Raw genomic sequence first — 722 nt, 5'->3', positions numbered from 1 at the left:
GAAAGGTCCCCTCCTGCATCAGCTACTGGTACATTAAGTACCATTACCTGCTGACTTTTTTCCGCTTCACAACCATTATCAGCTCTAAAAACATACTTGAGGCTATGAGTTCCCAGGCCAGCTAACTCCGGGCTAAACTTTCCTTCTGCATTGATTCCTACACCAAAGTATCTCCCCATTCCGGCAATTCCAGAAATTTCCTTTGCCTCGGTCAACTCAAATGCGGGAACATTTCTACAAACCGCAGGTATTGGATCAAAAGTAACTTCCGGACTAGCTTGTAAAACGATAGTCTTACTTTGCTCAGACAAGCAGGAAGTACCAGAATAAACGACCATCCGTACGGTTAAAGTCTTTGAAGATGGGCTATGAAAAACAGGATACTGGCACTTGTAAATCCTGGCTGCTACATTCCGTTTTTCAGGATGAAGATCAATCTGTACCTGCCCAGGATTCTGATCATCAAAATACCATTCAATTCTGGTGATTTCACCGAAATCTACTGTAGCCTTATCTTCAAATACCAACTCTTTCCCACTACAAAACAAACTGCCCAGAACATTAAAATCTGCTCTTGGAATACTTCCATTTACCCGAAATGATTTTTGAATAGTTTGAGGACAAGTGCCCTCCCGACTTACAGTCAGCGTAATGGTATAATACCCGACTTTGGTATATACATGACTAGCGTCTTTATCAGTTGAAGTACTAGGATTGGAGGC

1 protein-coding gene is annotated in these 722 nt (G+C 42.1%); it reads right to left on the bottom strand.

Annotation, left to right across the window (positions count from 1 at the left end):
* On the bottom strand, positions 1–722 hold a 722-nt coding region (locus tag R2S10_RS24690), incomplete at both ends, for a hypothetical protein (protein ID WP_316843064.1).

Source organism: Pedobacter gandavensis, assembly GCF_032678745.1.
Lineage (GTDB): Bacteria > Bacteroidota > Bacteroidia > Sphingobacteriales > Sphingobacteriaceae > Pedobacter > Pedobacter gandavensis_C.
Note: the sequence above shows the minus strand (reverse complement) of the source record. Positions and strands in the feature narration are given on the sequence as shown.